The sequence below is a fragment of the Pantoea sp. ICBG 985 genome, assembly GCF_002928365.1.
GTDB classification, from domain to species: domain Bacteria; phylum Pseudomonadota; class Gammaproteobacteria; order Enterobacterales; family Enterobacteriaceae; genus Pantoea; species Pantoea dispersa.
In genome coordinates this window covers 862277-883874 of record NZ_POWM01000001.1, presented here as the reverse complement: position 1 = coordinate 883874, position 21598 = coordinate 862277, and the positions used below count along the sequence as shown (strand labels likewise).

Here is a 21598-nt window from a genome sequence, read left to right as displayed (position 1 = left end):
TTTAATTTGCCGGCGCGCAAACTTTACACAAATGGCGCAGCCAAATGCGATCAATGTTTGGCGGAAGTGCGGGCTACCGCTACACTAGGTCGCGCATTCTTTGGGGATTCCACCCCGCTCTCTTCTTAAATTACGCAGGTGATACGTGCAGAAGTATTTAACAGAAGCGCGTCAATTGCTGGCCCTCGCGATCCCGGTCATCCTTGCTCAGGTGGCACAGACCGCGATGGGATTTGTGGATACCATAATGGCCGGTGCGGTGAGCGCCACGGATATGGCCGCCGTTGCTGTCGGCACCTCTATCTGGCTTCCCGCCATTTTGTTTGGTCATGGTCTGCTGCTGGCATTGACGCCAACCGTTGCGCAACTCAACGGATCCGGGCGACGCGAACGCATCGCAGAACAGGTGCGCCAGGGTTACTGGCTGGCGGCGGGCGTGGCGCTGCTGATTATGGTGGTGCTGTGGAACGCCGGCTACCTGATTCACACCATGCATGACATTGATCCTCAGCTGGCGGCCAAAGCAGAAGGTTATCTGCACGCGCTGCTGTGGGGCGCACCGGGCTACCTGTTTTTCCAGGTGGCACGTAATCAGTGTGAAGGGCTGTCGAAGACCAAGCCGGCGATGCTGCTGGGTTTCCTCGGCCTGCTGACCAACATTCCACTGAACTATGTGTTTATTTACGGCCATTTCGGTATGCCTGCGCTGGGCGGCGTGGGCTGTGGCGTCGCCACCGCGTCGGTTTACTGGGTGATGTATCTGGTGATGCGCTTCTGGCTGAAGCGCATGCCGGCCATGCGCGATATCCGCATGCATAGCCGCTGGTCGCCACCGTCGCGCGCCATCCTGACGCGCCTGTTCACGCTGGGATTACCGGTCGCGCTGGCGCTGTTTTTTGAGGTCACGCTGTTTGCCGTGGTGGCGCTGCTGGTGTCGCCGCTCGGCATTGTGAAAGTCGCTGGTCATCAGATCGCGCTCAACTTTAGCTCGCTGATGTTTGTGCTGCCGCTGTCGCTCGGCGTCGCCACCACCATTCGTGTCGGCTACCGTCTGGGCCAGGGCTCAGCCGAACAGGCCCGCATCGCCGCGTGGACCGGCCAGGGCGTGGGTATCACCATGGCGGCGATCACCGCGCTGTTTACCGTGACCTTCCGCCACGATATTGCCGCGCTCTATACCGCTAATCCGGAAGTGATTACCCTGGCGGCACAGCTGATGCTGCTGGCGGCCATCTACCAGTTCTCTGATTCGATTCAGGTGATTGGCAGCGGTATCCTGCGCGGCTATAAGGACACGCGCTCGATCTTCTTTATTACCCTGATCGCCTACTGGGTGCTGGGGCTGCCGGTGGGTTACGTGCTGGCGCTGACCGACTGGGTGGTGGCACCACTGGGGCCAGCCGGTTTCTGGTGCGGATTTATCGTCGGCCTGACGTCGGCGGCGGTAATGATGATCTGGCGCATCCGCCGTTTGCAGCGTTTACCGGCGCAGGTGATTCTGGCGCGCGCCGCGCGCTAAGTGGCTGAGCGGGCGTTTATTTGGCCCGCAATGGCGAAAAAAACGACGCATAGCACAGTTGCTGGTCAGTCGTCAGGAAAAATCACTTTTCCGCTTGCCAGCATCACGGCCTGCCGTTAATATTCGTCCCCGCTGTCGCCCTGACAGCGTGTTGCGCTCTTAGCTCAGTTGGTTAGAGCACCACCTTGACATGGTGGGGGTCGATGGTTCGAGTCCATTAGAGCGCACCAAGTGCGTCCGTAGCTCAGTTGGTTAGAGCACCACCTTGACATGGTGGGGGTCGGTGGTTCGAGTCCACTCGGACGCACCAGATTTCTGAAATGCGCTCTTAGCTCAGTTGGTTAGAGCACCACCTTGACATGGTGGGGGTCGATGGTTCGAGTCCATTAGAGCGCACCACTTTTGCTGTTATCTCCCTTGCGCAACTCGCCTTTCCTTGATCTGAGTCGGTTTTCTCCCTCTGCTTTTATATTGGTTTTCGCATACTTAGCGACTATACTATGCCGCGTTGTTCCACCTGAAAGGTTTCAGCGCTAACGTGCCTATGCCAGCCACTTACATCATTTGCGCAACGCCGTCGCTACGGTCTCTCCGCCCGGCGCATAACTTCTCTGCACGCTTAGCCGTCGTCACCTATTCTTACTTCTGTGGCAAACGTACCAACACCAAACAGATTTTTACTTCGGTGCCAGGCGCATCGAACCCCGACCTTTATCATCCATCACAACTTACAGAAATCTGACATGAAAAAGACCAAGATCGTTTGTACTATCGGTCCGAAAACCGAATCCGAAGAGATGCTGACTCAACTGCTGGAAGCGGGCATGAACGTCATGCGCCTGAACTTCTCTCACGGGGATTATGCCGAACATGGTCAGCGCATCACCAACATGCGTGCCGTCATGGAAAAAACCGGTCGCCAGGCCGCGATTCTGCTGGACACCAAAGGCCCGGAAATCCGTACCATGAAACTGGACGGTGGCAATGATGTGTCCCTGAAAGCTGGCCAGACCTTTACCTTCACCACCGATCAGTCAGTGATTGGTAACAGCGAGCGCGTTGCCGTTACTTACGCCGGTTTCACCGAAGACCTGAAAATTGGTAACACCGTGCTGGTCGACGATGGTCTGATCGGGATGGAAGTCACCGAAGTCACGGAAAACACCGTGGTATGTAAAGTGCTGAACAATGGCGACCTTGGCGAAAACAAAGGCGTCAACCTGCCAGGCGTGTCCATTCAGCTGCCGGCACTGGCGGAAAAAGACAAGCGCGATCTGATCTTCGGCTGCGAACAGGGCGTGGATTTCGTTGCGGCTTCCTTCATACGTAAACGTTCTGACGTGCTGGAAATCCGTGAGCACCTGAAAGCCCACGGCGGTGAGCACATTCAGATCATCTCCAAGATCGAAAACCAGGAAGGCCTGAACAACTTCGACGAGATCCTGGAAGCCTCTGACGGCATCATGGTCGCGCGTGGTGACCTCGGTGTGGAAATCCCGGTTGAAGAAGTGATCTTCGCGCAGAAGATGATGATCAAGAAGTGTAATAAAGCGCGCAAAGTGGTGATCACCGCGACGCAGATGCTGGATTCGATGATCAAGAACCCGCGCCCTACCCGTGCTGAAGCCGGCGACGTGGCCAACGCCATCCTCGACGGTACCGACGCGGTGATGCTGTCCGGTGAGAGCGCCAAGGGTAAATACCCGCTGGAGTCGGTCACCATCATGGCGACCATCTGCGAGCGTACCGATCGCGTGATGAAATCGCGCATCGATTCCCTGCAGGATTCGCGCAAGCTGCGTATCACTGAAGCAGTGTGCCGTGGCGCCGTTGAGACCGCTGAGAAACTGGAAGCGCCGGTGATTGTGGTGGCGACCGAAGGCGGTAAGTCGGCTAAATCCGTGCGTAAATACTTCCCGGATGCCACCATTCTGGCCCTGACCACTAACCAAACCACCGCGCGTCAGCTGATTCTCAGCAAAGGGATTGAAACGCGTCTGGTGAGCGAAATCGCCTCGACCGATGATTTCTACCGCATCGGCAAAGAGATGGCGCTGCAGAGTGGCTACGCGCAGAAAGGCGATGTCGTGGTGATGGTTTCGGGTGCGCTGGTACCGAGCGGAACCACCAACACCGCGTCGGTGCACGTACTCTGATCGAGCCGGTGATGTTTATTTAAAAGAGCGCCTTTCGGGGCGCTTTTTTTTATTCCGCGCCTGAGACAGAAAGCGGAAAATTCCAATCGATAATAACTATTCAATATCCCGCAGAATTAAGGTTAATCCGATTAAATCTCTCTGTTTTCGCTAAATATTTTCATCATGTTCTGCGAAACGCTGCTTCTTTGAGCGAACGATCAAATTTAAGCATGTTCTCATCAAAAATTTATTCTCAACTTAAAAAGCTTTGTGTAATACTTGTAACGCTACATGGAGATTAACTCAATCTAGAGGGTATAAATAATGAATCGTACTAAACTGGTACTGGGCGCGGTAATCCTGGGTTCAACTCTGCTGGCTGGTTGCTCAAGCAACGCTAAAATCGACCAGCTGTCTTCAGACGTTCAGACTCTGAACGCTAAAGTTGACCAGCTGAGCAACGACGTGAACGCAATCCGTTCTGACGTTCAGGCTGCTAAAGACGACGCAGCTCGCGCTAACCAGCGTCTGGACAACCAGGCTCACTCTTACCGTAAGTAAGAGTTCTGGTTTGAAAAATGGTGCCCTTGTGGCACCATTTTTTTTGTCCGGATTCTGCCGTCCGCTGGCCCTGAATCACGGTGTCGCAGCGGCTTCGCCCTGCGCCTGACTGATGGTGGCTTGCGCACCGCCTGTTGCCCCCTGCTGCGTCTGCAGCACTGCCGGCAGCGGCGTCGCCTCACTCACCGGTTCCCCACTGCTCACCAGTACCGGCATGCCTGAACGACGTTCAATCGCCGCCTTTATCAGCGCACTGTCGCTCTTCGCACTCTTTATAAAGGCTTTCAGCGGCGCGCTCAGCGCAATTGGCATGGTCTGCGGATCGTCCTGTTCATTACGCGACAGCGGCTGGTGTACCTCGATGTAGCGTTTGCCGTCGGGTTCGATGGCATATTTGATCGGCTGGTTAATCACCTGTACGCGTGTACCCTGTGGCACGCTGTTAAACAGCGCTTCGATATCGTCCGGGCGCAAACGAATACAGCCGGAGCTGACGCGCATCCCGATGCCGAAGTCGGCGTTGGTACCGTGAATCAGATACTGGCCGCTACCGCGCGCCAGACGCAACGCAAACAGCCCCATCGGGTTATCCGGCCCGGCAGGCACCATCGCGGGCAACGTGATGCCCTCTTTGGCGTAGCGTTTGCGGATATTGACGGTGGGCGTCCAGGTGGGGTTAGGGATTTTCTGGCTGATACTCGTCACCATACTGGGCGTGGCGGCACCCAACTGGCCGATGCCGATCGGATAAACCACGACGCGATTTTCCCCTTTGGGATAGTAGTAGAGACGCAGTTCGGCCAGGTTGATCACGATACCTTCACGCGGCGCATCCGGCAGCAGCATCTGCAGCGGCACGGTAAGCTGCGTGCCGGCTTTCGGCAGCCAGGGGTCGACGCCCGGGTTGGCTTCCAGCATGCCAAGCATGCCTATCTTATAACGCGCGGCAATGCTCTCCAGCGGCCGTTTGTCATCCGGGACGGTGGTCAGGGTGTTTTCGCCAATCAAACGGCTATCAGCGGCTGGCAGGGGGTATTCCGTAGCAAACGCAGGTGCAGACAGTCCGAAACAGGACAACAGCAATGCACCGGCTAAACGAAGCGCAGGTTTCATGCAATTTTCTCTTTGTCGGATGGAACAGACCCCGGTCATGGCCGGGGTCTGGAGAGTGTAACTTAGCTGAGAGACTGTGCGTTATGCCGGATCGCGCGAATCATCGCTTCCAGCCCCTGCGAACGCGAAGGGGTGAGGTGTTGCGTCAGGGCCAGTTCGCCAAACCAGTGGGCGACATCCAGTGCCAGAATCTCTGGCGCTTTCAGCCCCTGATACAGGCTAAATACCACGGCAATCAAGCCCTTAACGATGGCGGCATCGCTGTCACCTTCAAAAGCAATGGTGCCGTCAGCCTGTGGGGTCATGCGAATCCATACCTGACTCTGACAGCCGGAAATGACGTACTGCGGCTGATGCAAGCTTTCAGAGGATTCTGGTAATTTTGCCCCGAGTTCAATGATGTAGAGGTACTTCTCTTCCCAGTTGGCGCAACGATTGAAGTTGCGCACCAGTTTCTCTTTTTCTGGCAGGTTTGCCATGCATAACTCCTGAAATCTGCTCAACCGCCCAGCAGACGATGAATGCGCGTCAGGCCAGCCGCCAGGCGATCGGCTTCCTCTTCGCTGTTGTAGAGCGCGAAAGAGGCGCGACACATCGCGGGCACCGCATAATGACGCATCAGCGGCATGGCACAGTGGTGGCCGGTGCGGATGGCAATGCCGTACTGGTCGAGGAAGCTGCCAACGTCAAACGCGTGGTGCTTACCAAGGTTAAACGCCACCACGCCGCTGCGCTCGGCCGGGCCGTAGATAACCAGGTCCGGCACCGACGCCAGCTTGTCCAGCGCGTAACGCATCAGCTGGCTCTCGCGCTGATGGATCGTCTCCAGACCGAGTTCGCTGATCCACGTCAGCGCCGCGCCGAGACCAATAATGCCGCCGGTGTTCGGCGTGCCGGCTTCAAAGCGCCACGGTGCGCCATTCCAGGTGGTACCGGTGGGCAGCATGACCTGATCGATCATCGAACCGCCGCCTTCCCACGGCGGCATGATCTCCTGCAGCGCCTTACGCGCGTACAACACGCCAATCCCGGTCGGCCCATAGATTTTATGGCCGGAGAACACGTAGAAATCGCAGCCGATATCCTGCACGTCAACGGGGTGGTGCATCACAGCCTGGGCACCGTCCACCAGCGTCACCACGCCCGCGGCTTTCGCCTGCGCCACGATGGCTTTCACCGGGTTAACCGTGCCGAGCACGTTGGAAACGTGCGTCACGGCCAGCAGGCGCGTACGGCTGTCGATCAGCCCCGCCAGCTGTTCCAGCGCCAGCTCGCCGTTGTCGTTAAGTGGCAGCACACGGATTTCCGCGCCGGTACGCTGCGCCACCATCTGCCACGGCACGATATTGGCGTGGTGCTCCATCTCAGTGACGATCAGGTTATCGCCCGGCTGCAGCTGACTGCCGCCCCAGCTGTTAGCCACCAGATTGATGCCTTCGGTGGTACCTTTAACGAAGATGATCTCTTCGGCTGCCGCGGCATGCAGAAAACGCGCCGCCTGGGCGCGCACGTTTTCCATATCGCTGGTCGCCTGCGCGCTCAGCGAGTGAATGCCACGGTGCACGGCCGCATAGCCGTGCTGATAGAAGTGACTCTCCGCATTGATCACCGCGAGCGGGCGCTGTGCGCTGGCCGCGCTGTCAAGGTAGGCCAGCGGATGTCCGTTGACCTCACGACTCAGAATCGGAAACTCCGCTCTGACTCGTTCGAGATCGAAACTCATGACTCAACTCCCGGGAAACGGTCGGTAATACGTTGCAGTACCACCTGGCGCAGCGCGTCATCTTCCAGCGCTTCCGTCAGTTCAGCGGCGAAAGCATGGATGATCATCTGCTGCGCCGCGTCTTCGGCGATGCCGCGCGAGCGCAGGTAGAACATCTGCTCGTCGTCGATGCGACCGATAGTCGCGCCGTGGCTGCACTTGACGTCATCGGCGTAGATTTCCAGCTGCGGCTTGGTGTCCACTTCCGCCAGGCGACCGAGCAATAGGTTGTTGTTGGTCATCTGGCCGTCAGTTTTCAGCGCGTGCTGCGCCACTTTAATGTGGCCGTTAAACACCGAGCGCCCTTTGTCACGCGAAATGGTTTTGTGCAGCTGGCGACTCAGGCAGTGGCCTTTGTTGTGCTCCAGATAGCTGCGCGTATCCGCCACTTCGCTGCCTACCGGCAGCACCAGGCTGTTCAGCGACAGCTGGGTGTTCTCACCGTTCAGCTGCACGCTGGTATTGTGACGCGACAAACCGGCACCCAGCAGGAAGCTGGTGCTGCTCACCTGCGCGTCACGGCCAATCACGATGTCGTTGTGCGCAAAGTGGTAGCTGCTGCTCTCTTCAAACGCCAGCTTGGTGTGCTTCAGCTGCGCATTGTCGCCCACCGCAAAGGTAAAGCGCGCGCCGGTGAAGTGGGCGCTGCCATTCAGCGTCACGTAATGCTCGATCACCTGCGCTTCCGCGCCGGACTCCAGCTCCAGATGGTGACGATGATGTACAGTGTTGAGCGCATCCGCCTGGCCGCTGGTAATGTGCAGCAGATAGAGCGGCTGCGCCGCAGCTTTGCCGCGCGGCAGACGAATCGAGGTCACCTCTTCCGCCAGACTTTCCGTCAGGTGCAGGAACACCTCCGGCTGTACTGCGGCCGGTAACGGACGTCGCTCAGCGGCACGGCTGTGCTGCACGTCAAACAGACCGGTATCACGCGCGCTCAGCTCAGGCTGGAAGCGACCATCGACGAACACCAGGCAAATCGCGTCCAGCGGCAGCGCCAGCGCAGCCACCTGCTCAGCGCTCACGCCTGGCGCGTCCGCCTGCACGAACTGCTGTGCCAGCAGGCTGTCCAGCGCGGTGTATTTCCAGTTTTCATGCTTGCGCGTCGGCAGGCCGACACGCATCAATTGCTGCCAGTGCTGCTGTGCCTGCAGCGAACGCTGTTCGCCGCGTGACTCAAACAGGTGATGCCACTGCTGCAGCGCGTTATCACTCCTGGTCGGTAAGCCAGCCATAGCCTTGCTCCTCCAGCTGTTTCACCAGCGTAAAGTCACCAGACTTCACGATTTTGCCCTGATACAGCACGTGCACGTGATCTGGCTTGATGTAATCCAGGATGCGCTGGTAGTGCGTTACGATGATGAATGAGCGCTTGCCGTCGCGCAGGCTGTTTACGCCTTCTGCAACAATTTTCAGCGCATCGATATCCAGACCGGAGTCGGTTTCATCGAGGATGCACAGCTCAGGCTCCAGCGCCGCCATCTGCAGGATGTCATTACGCTTCTTCTCACCGCCGGAGAAGCCGACGTTGACGGAACGGGTCAGCAGATCTTCCGGCATCTTCAGCAGCTTGATCTTGTCTTCGATGAAGTCCTGGAAGTCGAAACGGTCCAGCTCTTCCTGCTCACGGTATTTACGTACCGCATTGACCGAAGTCTGCAGGAAGAACTGGTTGCTGACGCCCGGGATCTCGACCGGGTACTGAAACGCCATGAAGATGCCTTCACCGGCACGCTCTTCCGGCTCCAGCTCCAGCAGGTCTTTGCCTTTAAAGGTCACGGAACCGCCGGTGATTTCATAATCTTCACGACCGGCCAGCGTGGCAGACAGGGTGCTCTTGCCGGAGCCGTTCGGGCCCATGATGGCATGCACTTCGCCCGGCTTAACCTCGAGGTTCAGACCGCGCAAAATCTCTTTGTCTTCAACGCTAACCTGTAAATCTTTAATGCTTAACATACTCTTTCCTTCACATTGCTTCCGGCAACGCGTGTGGCATCAGCCGACACTGTGCTCAAGGCTGATCGCTAACAATTTTTGCGCTTCCACGGCGAATTCCAGTGGCAGCTCGGAGAAAACGTCTTTACAGAAGCCGTTGACGATCATCGAGATCGCATCTTCTTCGCTAATGCCGCGCTGCAGGCAGTAGAACATCTGATCTTCACCGATGCGCGACGTCGTGGCTTCGTGCTCAAGCTGCGCGCTGTTGTTGCGCGTTTCCACGTACGGGAAGGTGTGCGCACCGCAGTCCGGCCCAATCAGCATCGAGTCACACTGGGTGAAGTTACGCGCGTTAGTCGCGGTCGGCATGATTTTCACCAGGCCGCGGTAGGTGTTCTGGCTCTTACCGGCGGAGATACCTTTCGAGATGATGGTCGATTTGGTGTTTTTACCAATGTGAATCATCTTGGTACCGGTATCGGCCTGCTGGCGACCGCTGGTCAGCGCGACGGAGTAGAATTCGCCCACTGAGTAATCACCGCGCAGGATGCAGCTCGGGTATTTCCAGGTGATGGCTGAGCCGGTCTCGGACTGCGTCCACGACATTTTGCTGTGCTCGCCTTCACACAGCGCACGCTTGGTCACGAAGTTGAGGATACCGCCCTCGCCTTCTCCGCCCGGGAACCAGTTCTGCACCGTGGAGTATTTCACTTCGGCGTTTTTGTGGATGATCACTTCAACCACCGCTGCGTGCAGCTGGTAGGTGTCGCGCACCGGCGCTGAACAGCCTTCGATGTAGCTGACGTAGCTGTCTTCATCAGCAATCAGAATGGTACGTTCGAACTGGCCGGTTTTCGCCGCGTTGATGCGGAAATAGGTCGACAGCTCCATCGGGCAACGCACGCCTTTCGGGATGTAGACGAAGGTACCGTCGGACGCCACCGCCGAGTTGAGCGCAGCAAAGAAGTTATCGTTGTGCGGCACCACGGTGCCAAGATACTTCTGTACCAGCTCCGGATGATCGTGGATCGCTTCACCGAAGGAGCAGAAAATAATGCCCTGCTCAGCCAGCTTGTCACGATAAGTGGTCGACACGGACACCGAGTCGAAAATGGCGTCCACCGCCACTTCTCTGCCTTCACGCACCGGCACGCCCAGCTGGTTAAACGCGTCTTCCACTTCTTTGGTCAGGTAATCGCTGGAGGCGACGCTGCCGGACGTCTGGGTGGCACCCGGTTCAGAGGCACAGCTGTCATCGCAATTGCCGCAGGACGGCGCGGAATAGTAGCTGTAATCCTGATAATCGAGTTTGTCGTAGTGCGCTTTCAGCCAGTGTGGCTCTTCCATCTCCAGCCAGGCGCGAAACGCCTTGAGACGGAACTCCAGCATCCACTCGGGTTCGTTACGTTTGGCCGAAATGGCACGCACCACATCTTCATTGATGCCGTGTGCCAGTTCGTCGGTTTGCAGCTGGGTGAAGAAGCCTTCTTTATAGTTCAGGCTGCCTTCCCAGGTTTGTACATCGTCAGATGCTTCGCTGTGTCGTGACATATTTCACTTACTCGACGCCAAAGCTTTCACCGCACCCGCAGGCGTGCTGAGCTTTAGGGTTGTTGAATTTAAAAATCTGGTTCAGGCCTTCGCGGACATAATCCAGCTCGGTACCGTCAACAAACGGCATCGCCTGAAGCGGCACAAACAGTTTTGCGCCATATTGCTCGAACTGCAGGTCGTCATCGGCAGGCGCTTTCACCAGGTCCATAACGTACCCAAAACCGGCACAGCCGGACTGTTTCACACCCAGTTTCAGGCCCTTAACTTCCGGGTCCTGTTCCACCAGGCTGAGAATCTGTTTCGCTGCCGACTCGGTCAGCGTGAGCCCTTTCCAGACGAATTCGTCAGGTGAAAAAGACGCTGCATTTACTGATGACATAGTGCTACCTCGTAAGTCTGGGCCTTTTCAGGCTATCCCCCTATGGTAGTGATATCAGATATCACTTCAACCTCTTGTTTTGCAGGGATAATCATCTCGTGCTGTTTTTTACTGCTGCTTTATTAAGCATAGTCCCTTCCCACCAGCTTGTGCGCGCCATTCCCGCGCGCGCCGTCAAAACGTAACCTGTTCATAAGCCGTAAATTTTCCAGTTCCCTTTTTACGTTTATGCTCTGATTGATAGGTTACGCCTTTGCTGAATGTAAAGAGATTGTTATTGCCGATTTTTGTAACAGGCAAAGGAAATCAATAAAATTTCACGGCGGGAATTGCATTCCTGGCGCGGTTTAATATGATAATGATTATCATTAACCTACTTTGGGTGGCGACATGACGCTTTCCGTCTCAGCCTGGTTACAACACAAAATCGACGAATATAAGTTTTCGGTCCGCGATATCACCGTCGACTTCTATCTGGCTCAGGCAAAGCTCAACCGCACCGATTGTTCCATTGAACAACTGCGTCGTTTTAACGATACCTGTCTCGACATGGCCGAAATCTGCCAGCTGAACGGCGACGATCACAGCTACCTGCACGCGATGGGCAAGCTGCACCACCGCTTAGTACAGGAGATGGGCAATGCCGATCGCGATCGCCTGTTCCGTATTCAGGCTTACCAGCTGGCGCGCCTGTCGCTGACCCGTTTGTGTCATCAACTGGCGCTCAGCGGCGACTGGGACCAGGCGACCCGCCTGCAAAGTGATTTCGTCCGCCACGCAGGCTGGATATTCTAATCCAGCTTTGTGACGGCTCCTACAATTTGTTTACATCAATTCCAGCAAAGCCTGTAGCGGATGGCGCATACCGTTGCCCTCGGCGCGTTTCACCTGGCTGCGGCAGGAGAAGCCGGTCGCCAGACAGCGCTGACGCGGCAGCTTCTGCAGTTGCGGATGCCACGACAGTTCATAAATGCCCAGCGAGTTGGCCAGGTTTTTACTCTCGTGACCATAAGTGCCGGCCATGCCACAGCAGCCCACGTTGATGTTCTCCAGCTTCGCGCCAAAACGGGCAAAAATAGCCTGCCACTGATTGGGCGTTGACGGCAGCGCCGTGACCTCGGTGCAGTGGGCAAACAGATACCAGGCTTCGCCGCTGGCGATCTGCTCCTCGCGCCCGGCCAGCACGCCGTGGAGCCATTCATGCACCAGCTGCACACTGAACGTGCCGCGCTGCTCGCCCAGCACCTGCTGATACTCGTCGCGATAGCACAGCACCGTGGCCGGATCGACACCGACCATTGGCACGCCGAGCTGCGCCACCCGGTTGAGGAATTCAGCGGTTTTGCCGGCGGTGCGGGCAAAGCGCTGCAGAAAACCTTTCACGTGCTGCGCTTTCCCGTTAGGAGAGAACGGCAGCAGCACCGGCCGGTAGCCGAGTTTTTCAATCAGCCGGATGAAATCGGTCACCAGCTGCGCTTCGTAATAGCTGGTAAACGGATCCTGCACCACCAGCACGTGCTGTTCGCGCTGGGCCGCATCCATCGCCTCGAGTTGCTCCAGCGTGACCCGCATCGCCGGGTGGCCGCTCAGCTGCTGCTTCAGGCTCGGCGAGGAGAGCAGCGGCAGATCGACCATGCCGATGTGGCGCTGGCTGAGGTCGCGCATCCACGGCTGTTTCAGGAAGAAGTTGAACACCCGCGGAGCTTTCGCCATCAGCGGCGCATAGCTTTCAACCGACGCCACCAGATGGTCGCTGACCGGGCGCAGATAGCGGGTGTGATAAAGCTGCAGGAAGCGTGAGCGGAAGTTCGGCACGTCGATTTTAATCGGGCACTGGGTCGAACAGGCTTTACACGCCAGGCAGCCGGACATCGCCTCTTTCACTTCATGCGAGAAGTCATATTCGCCCTGCTTCGCATGCCACGAATTGCGCGTGCGCTGAATCAGACTGCGCAGGCTGGCGCCCTGTGCTGGCAAGGCCTGCTCCAGCTTAAGCGGGTCAACGCCCTGCTCCGCCAGCAGGCGCAGCCACTCACGCGTCAGCGTGGCGCGTCCTTTTGGCGAATGGATACGATTGCGGGTGATTTTCATCGACGGGCACATCGGGCTGCGCACGTCAAAGTTAAAGCACAGTCCGTTGCCGTTACACTCCATCGCGCCGCGCCAGTCATTGCGTACCGTCAGCGGAATCTGGCGATCCCAGCTGCCGCGCGTGGCCGCATCGACTTGCATCATGGGTTCGTCGTTACCCAGCGGCGTACAGATTTTGCCGGGGTTGAGACGGTTATCCGGATCGAACGCCGCTTTGATGCGGCGCAGCTCATTAAACAGCGTTTCGCCAAAGAACGCCGGACTGTACTGGGCACGGAAGCCTTTGCCGTGCTCGCCCCACAGCAGACCGCCGTAGCGCGCGGTAAGCGCCACCACTTCGTCCGAGATCTGCTTCATCAGCATCTCCTGCTGCGGATCGCACATGTCCAGCGCCGGACGCACGTGCAGCACGCCGGCATCCACGTGACCAAACATGCCATAGCTCAGGCCGTGGCTGTCGAGCAGCGCACGAAAATCCACAATGTAATCCGCCAGATGCTCCGGCGGCACGGCGGTGTCTTCCACGAACGGAATCGGTTTGGCGCGCCCTTTGGCGTTGCCAAGCAGACCTACCGCTTTTTTACGCATGTTATAGATGCGCTCAATGCCCGCCAGATCATCACACAGCTGATAGCCCATCACGCCGCCCTGCTGCTGCGCCATCAGCTCATCCAGCCGCGCGCACAGCGTCGTCACCTGCTGCGCAATCAGCGCCGCATCGTCGCCGGCAAACTCGACAATATTCAGGCCAAGCATCTCTTTGCCTGGCACATCGGTGATCAGCTCGCTGACCGAATGCCAGACGATATCCTCGCGCGCCAGGTTAAGCACTTTCGAATCCACTGTCTCCACCGACAGGGCCTGCGCCTCGACCATAAAAGGCGCATTGCGCAGTGCGGAATCGAACGAATCGTACTTAATGTTCACCAGCCGGCGCACTTTGGGAATGGGTGTGATATCCAGCCGGGCTTCGGTGATAAAGGCCAGCGTGCCTTCGGCGCCGCACAACAGGCGCGTCAGATCGAAAGTTTGCAAATCATCACTGAACACATGGCGCAGGTCATAACCGGTGAGGAAGCGGTTCAGTTTGGGGAATTTTGCCAGAATCAGCTCACGCTGCTCGCGGCAGCGGTTAAGCACTGCTTTATAGATGCGCCCTTCAGCGGTCGGCGTCGTGGCCAGCTGTTCCGCCAGCGCGGTGGGCATGGCGCGCGTATCGAGAATTTCGCCGCCCAGCAGCACGGCACGCAGGCCTTCGACGTGATCGGAGGTTTTACCATACACCAGCGATCCCTGACCGGAGGCATCGGTATTGATCATGCCGCCCAGCGTGGCGCGGTTACTGGTCGACAGCTCCGGAGAGAAGAAAAAGCCGTACGGCCTAAGCCAGGCGTTAAGCTGGTCCTTCACCACGCCGGCTTCTACCCGCACCCAGCCCTGCTCGGTGTTGATCTCGAGGATGCGGTTCATGTAGCGCGACATGTCGACCACAATGCCCTGATTGAGTGACTGCCCGTTAGTGCCGGTACCGCCGCCGCGCGGGGTAAACACCAGGCTGTTGAAACGCGGCTCACCGGCCAGTCGGGCGATCAGCGCCACGTCCGCCGTTGAACGCGGAAACAGCGCCGCATCGGGCAGGAGCTGATAGATACTGTTATCGGTGGAGAGCGTGAGGCGGTCGGCATAGCTGGTCGCGGTGTCGCCGGTAAAACCTTGTTCTTTCAGCGACTGCAGGAATGTCAGCACCAGTTGAACGAGGCCTGGCGCCTGAGAAATCTGTGGGATCATTATTTCGTGACCGGGATGTTGTAAACGTTTGCGTGGTTAATTTTTTTCAGCTCTTGGTTGTATCACATTTTTTTGCCGCCCGCTGTTTTTTCAGGAAAACGGCCGCGTCGCGCTGCTTTTTCTGTTTAATTTTCAGGAAATAGATCATCATTGTGAAGGCGCCGCGGAGCGCCCTCCTGAAGGATTACTGAGGTCTGTGTTGTGATGAAAAGCCTGCAACGCGGTGTGGATCTACCGCAAATGTTGTTCTCGCTGATGTTTATTTTGCTGATGATCATTGCCTGTCTGTGGGTGGTGCAGCCGTTCATTCTCGGCTTCGCCTGGGCCAGCATGGTGGTGATTGCCACCTGGCCGCTGATGATTCGTCTGCAGCAACTGCTGTGGGGTCGCCGTTCGCTGGCGGTGATTGCCATGACGATTCTGCTGTTGCTGCTGTTTATTATTCCTATCGCGCTGCTGGTCAGCAGCCTGATTGATAACAGCGCGCCGGTCATCGCCTGGGCGACCCAGCGCCATCTGGTGCTGCCGGATCTTGCCTGGCTGCGCGATATTCCCTATGCCGGACGCAAACTCTATTCCAGCTACCATAAACTGATCGACGGCGGCGGCGCGGCGATCATGAGCCAGGTCCAGCCTTATATTGGCCGCACCACCGGCTTCTTTGTCGCCCAGGCCGGACATTTTGGCCGTTTCATGCTGCACCTTGCCCTGATGCTGTTGTTCAGCGTGCTGCTGTACTGGCGCGGTGAGCAGGTTGGTCTCGGCATCCGTCACTTTGCCTACCGCATGGGCGGACGGCGCGGTGACGCCGCCGTGCTGCTGGCCGGTCAGGCGATCCGCGCCGTGGCGCTCGGCGTGGTGGTGACCGCGCTGGTGCAGGGCGTGCTGGGCGGCATCGGCCTGGCGATTTCCGGCATTCCGTATGCCACGCTGCTGACCGTATTAATGATTCTTACCTGCCTGGTGCAGCTTGGACCGTTGATTGTGCTGGTGCCGGCAATTATCTGGCTCTACTGGAGCGGCGACACCACCTGGGGCACGGTGCTGCTGGTGTGGAGCTGCGTGGTAGGCACGCTGGATAACGTGCTGCGTCCAATGCTGATTCGCATGGGCGCCGATTTACCGATGATTCTGATACTTTCCGGCGTCATCGGCGGGCTGATCGCCTTCGGTATGATTGGACTGTTTATCGGTCCGGTCGTGCTGGCGGTCTCTTACCGGCTGGTTTCGGTGTGGATGCATGAAGCGCCGGCACCAGATGACGATCCGGAAACGGCCATCGAAGCACTGGCCGAACACGAAGAGCCGCAGCCGTAACGCGCTTCCGGCGCATAACCGGGCCCCAGGCCCGGTTTGCTTATCCGCTTTTCCCTCTCCGCACCCATCGCGATTTGCATTAGTCAGCCGTGGTTAACACTCATTAATCCGTACCACTTAATTTCGCGACACAATAATTTTTTCCATTAGTTATTTTTAAGAAAAAACGCACTTTTCAGCGTTTAAGCCCGATCGCACCGATAAAATGATTATTTTTCGCACTGATTCCTGTGCCGGATGGGTCATAAAACGTAATGAAAGATTATCAGCTTTAAACTAATAAGAGGATTCTTAAAGACGCCAGCGGCGGCGGTGAATAACATGTTCACTATGTTTTAAATCAAGCCACTGATTTTTAAACAACCTTTTCCCCTGAGTAAAGTGAAGAATTGCTGTGTGTAGTCTTTGCCCATCCCCTGTGATGGGCTTTTTTTTGCCTGCAATTCAGCGATAAACAGAGCGGCCCGGCGGCGAACGCCGTCAGCGCTGGGTTTATGGCAATCTTAAGTGATGAAAAGTGGAATGGGATATGGGACAGGTGCCCGACGGTTGCCGGGCACCAGGCAGGTATAACAGATTACGCTTTGGCCGCGTCCAGCTCAGCCAGGCTCAACCAGGTTTCCACCACGGTATCCGGATTGAGCGACAGGCTGTCGATGCCCTGCTCCATCAGCCAGGCAGCAAAGTCCTGATGATCTGAAGGCCCCTGGCCGCAGATGCCGACGTATTTGCCCTGCTTCTTCGCTGCCTGAATCGACATCGACAGCAGTGCCTTCACCGCATCGTTACGCTCATCAAACAGCGCCGACACCACGCCGGAGTCGCGATCCAGCCCCAGCGCCAGCTGCGTCATGTCGTTGGAGCCGATAGAGAAGCCGTCAAAGTGCTGCAGGAACTGTTCTGCCAGCAGCGCGTTGGACGGGATCTCGCACATCATGATCACCTTTAGTCCGTTCTCGCCGCGTTTCAGGCCCTGCTTCGCCAGCTCGGCCACCACGGCCTCGGCCTGATCGACGGTGCGTACAAACGGCACCATGATCTCAACGTTGGTCAGCCCCATGTCGTTGCGCACGCGCTTCACAGCTTCGCACTCCAGCGCAAAGCAGTCGCGGAAGCTGTCGGCCACGTAGCGTCCGGCGCCGCGGAAGCCCAGCATCGGGTTTTCCTCTTCCGGCTCGTAACGCTCGCCGCCGACCAGGTTGGCATACTCGTTGGTTTTGAAATCCGACAACCGCACAATGACGCGCTTCGGCGCGAAGGCCGCGCCCAGCGTGGCGATCCCTTCGGTCAGCCGCGCGATGTAGAATTCCACCGGATCGTCAAAGCCTTTCATCATCTGACCAATCTGCGCCTGCAGTTCCGGCGTCTGCTGATCAAACTCCAGCAAGGCTTTCGGGTGCACGCCAATCATGCGGTTGATGATGAACTCCAGACGCGCCAGCCCAACGCCTTCATTTGGCAGGCAGGCAAAGTCAAACGCGCGATCCGGGTTACCGACGTTCATCATAATTTTCAGCGGCAGATCCGGCATGGTATCAACCTGCGAGCTGGTGACTTCAAAGTCCAGCAGATCGTTATACACATAGCCGGTATCGCCTTCGGCGCAGGACACCGTGACCTTATGACCGTCCTTCAGGTGCTCGGTGGCGTCACCACAGCCCACCACCGCCGGAATGCCCAGCTCGCGCGCAATGATTGCCGCGTGACAGGTCCGGCCGCCACGGTTGGTGACGATCGCCGACGCCTTCTTCATGATCGGCTCCCAGTCCGGGTCGGTCATGTCGGTGACCAGCACATCGCCTTTCTCGATGCGGTGCATCTCGCTAATGTCGTGAATCACCTTCACTTCACCCGCACCGATGCGATGGCCGATGGCCCGGCCTTCCACCAGCACGCTGCCTTTGCCCTGCAGGCTGTAGCGTTCCATCACCTGTCCGTTGGAACGCACCGTTTCCGGCCGCGCCTGCACGATGAACAGTTTGCCGGTGTGGCCATCTTTGGCCCATTCAATATCCATCGGACGCTTATAGTGCTGCTCAATCAGCACCGCCTGGCGCGCCAGCGCCTGCACTTCGTCATCGGTCAGGCTAAAGCGGTCTCGCTGTTCCTGTTCCACGTCCTCAATGCGCACCTGTTCGCCGTGCTCCTGCGAATCGGCATACACCATGCGGATCTTCTTCGAGCCCAGGGTACGGCGCACAATCGCCGGGCGATTAGCAGCCAGCGTCGGTTTGTGCACGTAAAACTCATCCGGGTTAACCGCGCCCTGCACCACCATTTCGCCAAGACCGAACGCCGAGGTGATGAACACCACCTGGTCGAAGCCGGATTCGGTATCAATGGTGAACATCACGCCGGAGGAGGCGAGATCGGAACGTACCATGCGCTGCACACCGGCTGAGAGCGCCACGCCACGGTGGTCGTAGCCCTGATGCACGCGGTATGAAATGGCGCGATCGTTAAACAGCGAGGCGAATACGTGCTTCACGGCCACCAGCACCGCGTCGAAGCCCTGCACGTTAAGGAAAGTTTCCTGCTGGCCGGCAAACGAGGCATCGGGCATATCCTCGGCGGTGGCCGAAGAGCGCACCGCAAAGGAGGCTTCGGCGTCATCAGCAGAAAGTTGTTCATAGGCGCTGCGGATCGCCGCTTCCAGCTCTGGCTGGAAAGGCGTATCCACCACCCATTGACGAATCTGTTTGCCGGCCTGCGCCAGCGCTGCAACATCATCAATATCCGTCTTGTCCAGCAATGCATAAATACGCTGGTTCAGTCCGCTTTGGTCGAGAAACTGATTAAAAGCGTAAGATGTCGTCGCGTAGCCGTTTGGCACGGATACCCCGAGCGACGACAAATTGGTAATCATTTCTCCCAGGGAAGCATTCTTGCCCCCTACCCGATCAACATCATGCATGCCAAGCTGGTTGTACCAGAGCACTAGCGACTGTTGGTCTTGATTGGACATTGAGATTATCCTTTTAAATGATTGGAGCACATGGAACATTTTGCTATTCGCCAAATCAGCCTGGCACAATCAATTAATAAAGACTAAGTGTTGAATCGTTAAAGCAGAAAATCAGCGTTAAAATCGGATTACTCCCCGAAAAGCGCCTTGTTGCGCAACGCAGCTATTTTTTACCAACCTATTGGCAATGCGATATTTTTCACTTTTTCATGAGGTTAGCCACGATTTTTGTTGCGCAACGCTTGCCGTTTTTATTTTGCGCCCGCGCGGGCAAAAGCGAGAAATTAGCGCTGAACAACCCGGCTTTTCATCTATGATGGGTAATCAGCGCAGCGTAAAAATAGATTATTCGCCGGCCAGATATGGATATTTCATTTTACCCTTAGTGAAAATGAAATATTTTAGGTGATAATGTTACGCAAAAGTAAACAAAAGTATGAGGTCAACCATGAGCACTGAACGCAGCGTATTCTATATCTCTGACGGCACCGCCATCACCGCGGAAGTGCTGGGCCACGCGGTGCTGTCACAGTTTCCGGTGAATACCAACAGCGTGACGCTGCCGTTCGTGGAGAATGTGCAGCGCGCCCAGGCGGTGAAAGCCCAGATCAATGCGCTCTACCAGCAGAGCGGCGTGCGCCCGCTGGTGTTTTTCTCGATTGTCACACCAGAGGTGCGCGACATCATTCTGGAGAGCGAAGGTTTCTGCCAGGACATCGTGCAGGCGCTGGTGGCACCGCTGCAGAGCGAACTGGGCGTAGCCTCCATGCCGGTGGCGCACCGTACCCACGGCCTGACCGCCAGTAACTTAGGCAAATACGATGCCCGTATCGCCGCGATTGATTACACCCTGGCGCACGATGACGGTATTTCGCTGCGCGGGCTGGAAGATGCGCAGGTGATTCTGCTGGGGGTATCGCGCTGCGGCAAAACCCCGACCAGTCTGTATCTGGCGATGCAGTTTGGCGTCCGCGCGGCTAACTATCCGTTCATCGCCGATGACATGGATAATCTGAAACTGCCGCCTGCGCTGCGCGCTCATCAGCACAAGCTGTTTGGCCTGACCATCGATCCGGAACGGCTGGCGGCGATTCGTCAGGAGCGCGCTGAAAATACCCGCTATGCGTCAATGCGCCAGTGCCGGCTGGAGGTCGGTGAAGTGGAAGCGCTGTTCCGCACCCATCAGATTCGCTATCTCAACAGCACCAATTACTCTGTCGAAGAGATCGCCACCAAAATCCTCGACATCATGGGCCTGCGCCGCAGCATGTACTGACCTCACCTGCCAGGTTGTAAAGCCTGGCTGCCGTCAGTAATGAATAGCCTTTTGATTTAGCTGGTTGAATTCACGGGCTAATGGTTTATTGTGATCATCATCACTTCCCGGTATTTCACCGCTGCGAAGAACAGATTTTTGAGAATCCCAATGAACAAAACTGATGAACTGCGCACCGCGCGCATCGGCACGCTGCTGACGCCGGCCGCGCTGGCGCAACAACACCCCATTTCGGCGGCGATTGCCGCTAACGTTACCGCCGCGCGTCAGCGTATCGCGCGCATCCTGACCGGTGAAGATCCACGCCTGCTGGTGATTATCGGCCCCTGCTCGCTGCACGACCCAAAGGCCGCGCTGGAGTACGCAGAGCGTCTCAATCTGCTGCGTGAACAGCACAAGGACCGGCTGGAAATTGTGATGCGTGCCTACTTTGAGAAGCCGCGCACCGTAGTCGGCTGGAAAGGTCTGATTTCCGATCCGGATCTCGATGGCAGCTTCGACGTCAACCGCGGCATCGCTATCGCGCGCCAGCTGCTGCTGGATATCAACGCCATCGGCATGCCAACCGCCACGGAATTCCTCGATATGGTGATCGGCCAGTTTATTGCCGACCTGATCAGCTGGGGCGCGATTGGCGCGCGCACCACCGAGAGCCAGATTCACCGTGAAATGGCCTCGGCGCTCTCCTGCCCGGTGGGCTTCAAGAATGGCACCGACGGCAACGTGCAGATCGCGGTTGATGCGATTCGCGCCGCGCGTGTCAGCCATATGTTCCTGTCACCCGACAAAACCGGGCAGATGACGATTTATCAGACCAGCGGCAATCCGCACGGTCACGTGATCCTGCGCGGCGGGCGTCAGCCGAACTACCACGCTGAAGATGTCGCCGCTGCGGCCGCCAACCTGCGCGACTTCAACCTGCCGGAACAGCTGGTGATCGACTTCAGCCATGGCAACTGCCTGAAGCAGCATCGCCGCCAGCGCGATGTGGCGCAGGACGTGGCGGCGCAGATCCGTGCCGGTTCGCGGGCAGTGGCGGGAGTGATGATTGAGAGTTTCCTGCAGGAGGGTAATCAGAAAGTGGTGAGCGGCCAGCCGCTGACCTACGGCCAGTCGATTACCGATCCGTGCCTCGGCTGGGATGACAGCGCGGAGGTGCTGGCACTGCTGGCGGCTGCCGTGGACAGCCGCTTCTGA

At 57.4% G+C, this 21598-nt stretch carries 16 protein-coding genes, 3 tRNA genes and 1 other RNA gene; 11 read left to right on the top strand and 9 right to left on the bottom strand.

The genetic code is table 11. The features are described from left to right. Positions 1–145 precede the first annotated feature (145 nt). From C1Y42_RS04355 to C1Y42_RS04330, 6 genes are all read left to right on the top strand, one after another. A complete protein-coding gene (locus C1Y42_RS04355) occupies positions 146–1519 on the top strand; it encodes an MATE family efflux transporter (RefSeq protein WP_058769700.1) in 1374 nt (457 codons plus the stop codon). Between the two features lie 153 nt (positions 1520–1672). Further along, a tRNA-Val gene (locus C1Y42_RS04350) sits at positions 1673–1749 on the top strand. A gap of 3 nt (positions 1750–1752) precedes the next feature. Beyond that, positions 1753–1829 (top strand) — tRNA-Val (locus C1Y42_RS04345). A 12-nt stretch (positions 1830–1841) separates the two neighbouring features. Next, positions 1842–1918, top strand: a tRNA-Val gene (locus C1Y42_RS04340). A gap of 344 nt (positions 1919–2262) precedes the next feature. Continuing rightward, complete coding sequence (pykF, locus tag C1Y42_RS04335; protein WP_021506226.1) at positions 2263–3675, top strand: pyruvate kinase PykF; 1413 nt, start codon at positions 2263–2265, stop codon at positions 3673–3675. 306 nt (positions 3676–3981) lie between these two features. After that, positions 3982–4218: a major outer membrane lipoprotein gene (locus C1Y42_RS04330; RefSeq protein WP_007374746.1), complete on the top strand. Its 237-nt coding sequence runs from the start codon at positions 3982–3984 to the stop codon at positions 4216–4218. Between the two features lie 75 nt (positions 4219–4293). Here C1Y42_RS04330 and C1Y42_RS04325 read toward each other — a convergent pair whose 3' ends face one another. The 7 genes from C1Y42_RS04325 to sufA form a co-directional block, all read right to left on the bottom strand. Then, complete coding sequence (locus tag C1Y42_RS04325; RefSeq protein ID WP_058757683.1) at positions 4294–5331, bottom strand: L,D-transpeptidase family protein; 1038 nt, start codon at positions 5329–5331, stop codon at positions 4294–4296. A gap of 62 nt (positions 5332–5393) precedes the next feature. Continuing rightward, positions 5394–5810, bottom strand: coding sequence for a cysteine desulfuration protein SufE (gene sufE / locus C1Y42_RS04320; protein WP_021506228.1), 417 nt, complete (start codon positions 5808–5810; stop codon positions 5394–5396). 20 nt (positions 5811–5830) lie between these two features. Continuing rightward, the gene (gene sufS, locus C1Y42_RS04315; protein WP_058769697.1) at positions 5831–7054 is read right to left on the bottom strand and encodes a cysteine desulfurase SufS; all 1224 of its coding nucleotides are present in this window, start codon (positions 7052–7054) and stop codon (positions 5831–5833) included. Continuing rightward, positions 7051–8328 (bottom strand): Fe-S cluster assembly protein SufD, encoded by a 1278-nt coding sequence (gene sufD / locus C1Y42_RS04310; RefSeq protein ID WP_021506230.1) that lies wholly within the window; start codon positions 8326–8328, stop codon positions 7051–7053. The genes sufS and sufD overlap by 4 nt, the downstream gene beginning before the upstream one ends. Further along, complete coding sequence (sufC, locus tag C1Y42_RS04305; protein WP_021506231.1) at positions 8303–9049, bottom strand: Fe-S cluster assembly ATPase SufC; 747 nt, start codon at positions 9047–9049, stop codon at positions 8303–8305. The genes sufD and sufC overlap by 26 nt, the downstream gene beginning before the upstream one ends. Positions 9050–9088: 39 nt before the next feature. Then, entirely contained in the window at positions 9089–10582 is a 1494-nt protein-coding gene (sufB, locus tag C1Y42_RS04300) for a Fe-S cluster assembly protein SufB (RefSeq protein WP_021506232.1), read from the bottom strand. Between the two features lie 7 nt (positions 10583–10589). Further along, a complete protein-coding gene (gene sufA / locus C1Y42_RS04295; RefSeq protein ID WP_010616252.1) occupies positions 10590–10964 on the bottom strand; it encodes a Fe-S cluster assembly scaffold SufA in 375 nt (124 codons plus the stop codon). A gap of 390 nt (positions 10965–11354) precedes the next feature. On the opposite strand from sufA, the gene C1Y42_RS04290 reads away from it, so the two are divergent. After that, on the top strand, positions 11355–11759 hold the full coding sequence (locus C1Y42_RS04290; protein ID WP_021506233.1) for a hypothetical protein: 405 nt from the start codon (positions 11355–11357) through the stop codon (positions 11757–11759). A 30-nt stretch (positions 11760–11789) separates the two neighbouring features. On the opposite strand, the gene C1Y42_RS04285 is transcribed toward C1Y42_RS04290, so the two are convergent. Then, a complete protein-coding gene (locus C1Y42_RS04285) occupies positions 11790–14843 on the bottom strand; it encodes an FAD-binding and (Fe-S)-binding domain-containing protein (protein ID WP_104092870.1) in 3054 nt (1017 codons plus the stop codon). 204 nt (positions 14844–15047) lie between these two features. Between C1Y42_RS04285 and ydiK the strand changes: the two genes are divergently transcribed. Both ydiK and rprA read left to right on the top strand, forming a co-directional pair. Further along, entirely contained in the window at positions 15048–16160 is a 1113-nt protein-coding gene (ydiK, locus tag C1Y42_RS04280; RefSeq protein ID WP_021506235.1) for an AI-2E family transporter YdiK, read from the top strand. Between the two features lie 330 nt (positions 16161–16490). Then, positions 16491–16597, top strand: an RNA gene (rprA, locus tag C1Y42_RS04275) — antisense sRNA RprA. A 140-nt stretch (positions 16598–16737) separates the two neighbouring features. Here rprA and ppsA read toward each other — a convergent pair. Beyond that, positions 16738–19125 carry a phosphoenolpyruvate synthase gene (ppsA, locus tag C1Y42_RS04270; protein ID WP_058776258.1) on the bottom strand — a complete coding sequence of 796 codons (2388 nt, stop codon included), beginning with the start codon at positions 19123–19125 and terminating at the stop codon, positions 16738–16740. A gap of 448 nt (positions 19126–19573) precedes the next feature. Here ppsA and C1Y42_RS04265 point away from each other — a divergent pair, with 448 nt between their 5' ends. Together C1Y42_RS04265 and C1Y42_RS04260 are read left to right on the top strand one after the other, a co-directional pair. Further along, a complete protein-coding gene (locus tag C1Y42_RS04265; protein WP_021506237.1) occupies positions 19574–20401 on the top strand; it encodes a pyruvate, water dikinase regulatory protein in 828 nt (275 codons plus the stop codon). A 150-nt stretch (positions 20402–20551) separates the two neighbouring features. Beyond that, positions 20552–21598 (top strand): 3-deoxy-7-phosphoheptulonate synthase, encoded by a 1047-nt coding sequence (locus C1Y42_RS04260; protein ID WP_021506238.1) that lies wholly within the window; start codon positions 20552–20554, stop codon positions 21596–21598.

What these genes read in the sequence shown, in the direction of transcription:
- C1Y42_RS04265 (WP_021506237.1), top strand. Translation starts at nt 19,574, where the DNA reads ATGAGCACTGAACGCAGCGTATTCTATATCTCTGACGGCACCGCCATC.
- C1Y42_RS04330 (WP_007374746.1), top strand. Translation starts at nt 3,982, where the DNA reads ATGAATCGTACTAAACTGGTACTGGGCGCGGTAATCCTGGGTTCAACT.
- sufE (WP_021506228.1), bottom strand. Translation starts at nt 5,810, where the DNA reads ATGGCAAACCTGCCAGAAAAAGAGAAACTGGTGCGCAACTTCAATCGT.
- sufS (WP_058769697.1), bottom strand. Translation starts at nt 7,054, where the DNA reads ATGAGTTTCGATCTCGAACGAGTCAGAGCGGAGTTTCCGATTCTGAGT.
- sufC (WP_021506231.1), bottom strand. Translation starts at nt 9,049, where the DNA reads ATGTTAAGCATTAAAGATTTACAGGTTAGCGTTGAAGACAAAGAGATT.
- ydiK (WP_021506235.1), top strand. Translation starts at nt 15,048, where the DNA reads ATGAAAAGCCTGCAACGCGGTGTGGATCTACCGCAAATGTTGTTCTCG.
- sufA (WP_010616252.1), bottom strand. Translation starts at nt 10,964, where the DNA reads ATGTCATCAGTAAATGCAGCGTCTTTTTCACCTGACGAATTCGTCTGG.
- C1Y42_RS04285 (WP_104092870.1), bottom strand. Translation starts at nt 14,843, where the DNA reads ATGATCCCACAGATTTCTCAGGCGCCAGGCCTCGTTCAACTGGTGCTG.
- C1Y42_RS04290 (WP_021506233.1), top strand. Translation starts at nt 11,355, where the DNA reads ATGACGCTTTCCGTCTCAGCCTGGTTACAACACAAAATCGACGAATAT.
- pykF (WP_021506226.1), top strand. Translation starts at nt 2,263, where the DNA reads ATGAAAAAGACCAAGATCGTTTGTACTATCGGTCCGAAAACCGAATCC.
- sufB (WP_021506232.1), bottom strand. Translation starts at nt 10,582, where the DNA reads ATGTCACGACACAGCGAAGCATCTGACGATGTACAAACCTGGGAAGGC.
- ppsA (WP_058776258.1), bottom strand. Translation starts at nt 19,125, where the DNA reads ATGTCCAATCAAGACCAACAGTCGCTAGTGCTCTGGTACAACCAGCTT.
- C1Y42_RS04260 (WP_021506238.1), top strand. Translation starts at nt 20,552, where the DNA reads ATGAACAAAACTGATGAACTGCGCACCGCGCGCATCGGCACGCTGCTG.
- sufD (WP_021506230.1), bottom strand. Translation starts at nt 8,328, where the DNA reads ATGGCTGGCTTACCGACCAGGAGTGATAACGCGCTGCAGCAGTGGCAT.
- C1Y42_RS04325 (WP_058757683.1), bottom strand. Translation starts at nt 5,331, where the DNA reads ATGAAACCTGCGCTTCGTTTAGCCGGTGCATTGCTGTTGTCCTGTTTC.